The sequence below is a fragment of the Mesorhizobium sp. M7A.F.Ca.AU.001.01.1.1 genome, assembly GCF_004022735.1.
GTDB classification, from domain to species: domain Bacteria; phylum Pseudomonadota; class Alphaproteobacteria; order Rhizobiales; family Rhizobiaceae; genus Mesorhizobium; species Mesorhizobium ciceri.
On the sequence record NZ_RZPF01000377.1, the window covers coordinates 1 to 6,185 of the forward strand.

Sequence of the window (6,185 nt, forward strand, 5' to 3'; positions counted from 1 at the left end):
CTTGGTGACCGCTCCACGGGTATCATCGCCCAGTCGATCGGCGGCGGCGGCGGCAATGGCGGCGGCACGGCTTCCGCCGGCCTCGGCGCCAACGTCACAATCGGTGGCAAGGGAGGTGGCGGCGGCACGGGCTGGACCGTCGATGTCACCAATGGCGCGGCGGTACACACCGAAGGTGTCCAGTCTCATGGCATCCTGGCGCAGTCGATCGGCGGCGGTGGCGGCTCAGGCGGATTTGCCGTCTCGGTTGGCGGGCCGTCCTTCTCGCTTGGCGGCGATGGCGCGTCGGGCGGCGGGAGCAAGAAGGTCTATGTCGAAAACACAGGCCTGATCAGCACGGACAAGGATATGTCGATCGGCATCTTCGCGCAGTCGGTCGGCGGCTCGGGCGGCGACGGCGGGTTTGCGATGGCGGCCGGCGCCTTTGCCGCGGTCGGCATCGGTGGCAAAGGCGGGGCCGGCGGCGCGGCCGGCGAGGTAGAGGTCAAGAACACCAGCAACATCACGACCGTGGGCTCCCTCTCACACGGCATTCTCGCCCAGTCGGTCGGCGGCGGTGGCGGCAATGGCGGATCTGTCGGAACGTTTGCCGTCGGTCTGTTCGGCGCCGCTTCCGTGGCGATCGGCGGCGGTGGCGGCGATGGCAATCTCAGCAACCAGGTCACGGTCACCCACAAAGGTGACATTCATGTCGGCGGCATGGGCTCGAAGGCCATCCTTGCGCAATCGGTCGGTGGCAGTGGCGGCAACGGCGGTTCGGCTTATTCAGGCGCGGTCAGCGCTGGTCTCTACGTGTCCGCTTCGGTCGGGGTTGCCGTGGGTGGCGAGGGCGGCAACGGAGGCAATGGTGGAAAGGTAACGGTTCGGGCTGATGGCAACCTGATTGCCGACACCGACGCAGCCGGTTCCGGCGGCATCGTTGCCCAGTCCATCGGCGGCGGCGGCGGCAATGGCGGCCGCGCTGCCACGATTTCGGGTGCAGCCAGCACGGGGGTCAGCGTTTCACTCGGTGTCACTGTTGGTGGCTGGGGTGGCGACGGTGGCAAGAGCGACCTCGTCATCGTCGACAGCGGCATGAATGGCGGCGGCAGCATCGTTACCAAAGGCGCCAACGCGATCGGCATCCTCGCGCAATCGGTGGCCGGTAGCGGCGGCAATGGCGGCGATTCCTGGGGAGCTGCAGGCGGCTTCGGGGTCAACGCCAGCATCAATGCGACAGTCACCATCGGTGGCGGCGGCGGCAAGGGCAACATCAGCGGCGATGTCGCCGTTCACAACGCCATGACGATCAAGACGGGTGGGGACATGAGCGCCGCGATCGTTGCCCAGTCGATCGGCGGCGGCGGCGGCAACGGCGGAGCGACCAATGGCGCGACGGCCGATCTCGGTACAGAAAACGGCGTCAACGTCGCCGTCAACGTTGGTGTCGGCGGGGCGGGTGGCACAGGCAACAAGTCCGGTGCCGTGGATGTTACGAATTCCGCCAATTTGACCACCGACGGCGACTATTCGTCCGGCATTGTTGCCCAATCGATCGGCGGCGGTGGCGGCATGGGCGGTGCGACAAACACGCAGGCCTTCCACGTCGGCGGCACCGCCGGCACGAGCGTTACCGCAAATGTCAGCATCGGCGGCAATGGCGGCGAAGGCAACGATGCCGCCTGTGCCGCGGACGCCGGTGGCAATGCCACTTGTTTCGATGGCAAGGTCGGTGTCGCAGTCGATAATTCGGGCGAGATCCGCACAAGCGGGTTCAACTCGGTCGGCATCCTCGCCATGTCCATCGGCGGCGGTGGCGGCGGCGGCGGCTCGGCTTCGACCAAAGAGGATATCGTCGGCCCAGGCGATGCTGGCGAGACTTCGGTCGGTATCGGCGCGGCGATCGCCCTCGGTGCCGGCGGCGCCGGCAATGGCGGCACGGTTTCGGTGACCAACCGCAATCTGATCGTCACGGACGGCGCCGATTCCTATGGCATCAGCGCCAATTCGATCGGTGGCGGCGGCGGTGTCGGCGGCTCGTCCAGCTCTGGCGTGCTTGGCACTTACGCAATCGGCGGCTCGCTTGGCGGTGCGGGTGGCAAGGGCGGCAATGGCAACCAGGTCGATGTCGTCAATATGGCCGGCGCAACGATATGGACCAAGCAGGAGCGCTCGATAGGCATCTTCGCGCAGTCGGTCGGTGGCGGCGGCGGCGCAGGTGGTGCCGGCGAAAGCAAGGGCAAGAGCGATGGCGGTGAAGTCGCGGTAAACCTGTCGCTTGGCGGCTCGGGTGAGGTCGGCGGCAACGGCGGCAAGGTCAATGTCGAAAACAGCGGCATAATCCAGACCGACAAGGCCAATTCCCACGGCATCCTGGCGCAGTCGATCGGCGGCTCCGGTGGCGTCGGCGGCGCGTCCGGCACGTCATCCACCGACTCGAAGATCGCCATCACGCTGAGCCTCGGCGGCGCCGGCGGCGCTGGCGGTACCAGCGACAAGGTTCACGTCCAGAACTTCCAGAGCGGTTCGATCCTGACGCAGGACGACAACTCGCACGGCATCTTCGCACAGTCGGTGGGCGGCGGCGGTGGTGCGGGTGGCGCTGGCTCGACGGAGACCGGTAAGGCCGAGACGGCCGTTACCATGTATATTGGCGGCCAAGGCGGCAGTGGCAGCATCGGCGGTGAGGTCGAGGTCAACAACTTCGGCAAGATTGAAACACTGGGCTATATCTCGCACGGCATTTTTGCGCAGTCGATCGGCGGTGGCGGTGGTGCCTCGGGTGCCGCGACCGGCGCATCGGAAGCAGACATGACAATCGGTGGCGGTGCCAGCATACCCAACGGGATTCCGATCCCGGTGGTCGGCGACCCCAACGACCCCGACAACGAGGCCGATGGTGGCAAGGTCACCGTCACCAACGATGGCGAGATCATCACACACAAGGATGGGTCATACGGCATCTTCGCCCAGTCCATCGGCGGCGGTGGCGGATATGGCGGCACGGTTTCGTCCGACTTCGCCGGGTCCGACTCTTTTGCCCTCAGCCTGGGCGGCAAGGGCGGCAACGGCGGCGATGGCGGAGATGTGAGGGTTGAGGTTTCCGGATCGATCGAAACCTTCGGCGCCCGCGCGCATGGCGTCGTGGCGCAGTCGGTGGGCGGCGGCGGCGGTGTCGGCGGCGACGCAAAAGGTAAAACCTCGAACGCGCTCGGCATCGGCGGCCTTGGCGGCAATGGCGGCGATGGCGGCGACGTGACCGTGATCCGCACCGGCACCATCACCACGCATGGTGTCGATGCGGTCGCCATCATCGCTCAGTCGGTCGGCGGCGGCGGCGGCATCGGCGGCGCCGGCTTCGGGCGCTTCGGCGCCACGGCGGATGGCGGCAGCGGCATCGACAACAACACCATCGGCTTCAACACATTTGCGGGTGCCAAGGGCAATGGCGGCACGGTGACCATCCAGCAGGACGGCGAGATCGTCACCGATGGCGAGCGGGCGCACGGCATCGTGGCCCAGGCGGTGGGCGGCGGCGGCGGCCTGGCCGGCACGCTCTCCGCCGGCGCTGCCGGTTCCGGCGGTGGCATCGGCGATGCCGCGGCGGCGACGGCGACGGCCATGAGCCAGGTCTGGGTCAAGGGTGCGAGCTCGTATGCCATGTTCGGACAGAGCGCGACCGGCATCGGCGACGCGCACGCGGTTACGCTGACCGCGGGCGACAGCCTGTTCGCGCAGGGTGCTGGTTCCGTGGCCGCCTACGGCGAAAGCACAGCCAACGGCGCGAAAGGCAACATCACCATCAATCTCAACGGTCATTACACGATTGGCGGTGCCGGAACCGGCGTTGCCGCCATGCTCGTCGGCGGCGCCAACAACGCGCTGACCAACCACAGCCTGCTCTACGCAATGGGAGCGACGCCGACATTCGAGATCCAGGCAGCGGATATCCAGGCATTCCAGACCTTCCTGTTGGCGCCCGGTCCCGTCGTGCCGACCAATGCGATCCTGGAATCGCTGCTCGACGATTTCAGTCCGCTGGCCATTACCGGCACGTCGGGTGATGACCATGTCGACAATTCGCGGCTGGGCGACACGCTGGGACGCGTCATCGGCAACATCGATCTCGGCGGCGGCGACAACAGCTTCCACAATTTTGCCGATGCCTCGATGGTCGGACTGAAAACCATCGATCTCGGCGGCGGGCTGTTCACCAATGACGGGCTCTATACCAACCAGGGCATCGGCGTGGTGGCGAAGGTGGATGTCGGCGGCGGCTTCAAACAAAACCTCTCCGGCGATTTCGTCACCGATGTGGATCTCAACAACCAGATCACGGATGCCCTGGCACTAACGGCGGCCGGTGACTTCAACGGCGAAGCGCCGCTGAATTTCCTGTCGATCGATAAGCTGTTCACAGAATATGTGGTCGCCAATGGCTCGGGGATGACCGACTCCGGCATAGCAGCGAAGACCTTGCATCCGGCAGTGGGCTTCAACTTCCAGTTCCGGGTGGATGGCGGCACCGATCTCGTTCTTTACGCCGACAACCCGACATTCCTGGAACTGGCGCAGGATCCGGGGTCCGGCACCACCGATCCCGGCGTGTTCCAGATGGCGCAGTACCTTGACGATGTCGAGGCAGCATCGACCCCGGACAACCCGATGGCCAGGCTGATCAACATGCTGCGCTTCCTGCCCAATGAAGAGGAACTGGGTGCAGCATTGACCCGGCTCACACCGCATTATGCCGTGCATACGTTCAACATGATCAACCGCGAAGCCGACATGATGCTGGAAGCGGCGCGTGAGTGTACTGGCGTGCCTGCCTACAAGAATCCCGACGGCCGCTGCGTCTGGGCAACGATCAGCCCGCAGGCCGAGTACAGCCGCGACGCGGGCGCTGGCACTACAAGCCGCGACGACGTCCTGAAGACGATGTCGCTTGGCGGCATTGGCGAGATCGGCCAGAACTGGTCGCTTGGTGCCACGATCGGCCGCACAGAGTTCGATTCCAAGATCGGCTTCAATGGAGACCTGCTGTCGGAGACCACCGGTGAGGCCTGGCAGGCCTATGCGCTGGCCAAATATACCAACAAGAATTACTTCGTGGACTTTGCACTCGGTGGCGGCACGGGCTCGTTCAAGGGCGAACGCGACACCCATATCGACCCGGCATTCTACATTCCGGGCGAAACGTTGGCGGGTGATTATCTCGACGAGGTAATGCTGCCTGGCATCGGCAGCAGCGTCACCTACACACAGAAGACCGCGATGTTCGGCGGCTCGGCGCGGTTGGGTTTCACCCGGGAGATGGGCGCCTTCTATCTGCAGCCGACAGTGCAGTTCGACGCGCGCTGGCTGCGTGTCTCAGGCACGGAGGAGGGTTCGGTCGCCGCCTTCAACTTCGATGGCTCGGCCAACACCTACTATTCTGCAACCCCTGCAATCGAGATCGGCACCGACATCGCGCTCAGCGACATTGCCAGCCTTCGCGTCTACGGCAAGGCCGGGGCGGAGTTTTCCAACAAGGAGTGGGAAATCGAAGGTCGCTTCGCGGCGGCGGAGAATCTGCCTGGCAACCCCGCATTGCACTTGACGGAGGCCGTCGATTCGCCGCTCTATCGGGTCGGCGCCGGCCTTGAACTGAATGGCGTCAATGGCGTCGGCATGTCCGTCAGATATAATGGCGCCTTCGGCGAAACGGTTAAACAGAACGCGATCAGCGCGTCTCTCAAGGTCAGCTTCTAGCTGGCCCGAGGCGGAGCCGGGCGGGAGGGGTCTTGATGAGGAAGTTCGCGTATTTCGTGGCGATGCTGGGTGTTGCCTGCACCGTCGGTGTGCCGGCCGCGGCGGCGCAAACCAAGAGCGACAAGGCGGTCGCGGCACCGGCTGCCGCCGATGCGCCGCAGTTGCCCGGTGGCGCGTCGGCACTGTCCGAAACCCACGGCGACTGGACGGTCAATTGCCAGATATCAGGCGCGACCAAAACCTGCAGCCTGTCGCATCAGCAATTCAACAAGCAAAACAATCAGCGCCTGCTGGCGATCGAGCTGTCGAGCAAGACCGGCGAGGATGCCACGGGAACGCTTGCGCTGCCGTTCGGCCTGGCGCTGGCCAAGGGGGTGAGCCTGACCATCGACGATCAGAAGCTGGACGGCAGCCTGGCGTTCAACACCTGCCAGGTCGTCGGCTGTCTGGTGCCG

General features: G+C 65.3%; 2 protein-coding genes. Both read left to right on the plus strand.

Going from position 1 to position 6,185, the window contains the following annotated elements; all coding sequences use genetic code 11:
* A partial coding sequence (locus EN884_RS40165; RefSeq protein ID WP_164895095.1) for an autotransporter outer membrane beta-barrel domain-containing protein occupies positions 1-5,730 on the plus strand: 5,730 nt, incomplete at its 5' end.
* Positions 5,731-5,765: 35 nt separating this feature from the next.
* Positions 5,766-6,185 (plus strand): invasion associated locus B family protein (locus tag EN884_RS21670; protein ID WP_128360728.1); only part of this gene is annotated, 420 nt, incomplete at its 3' end.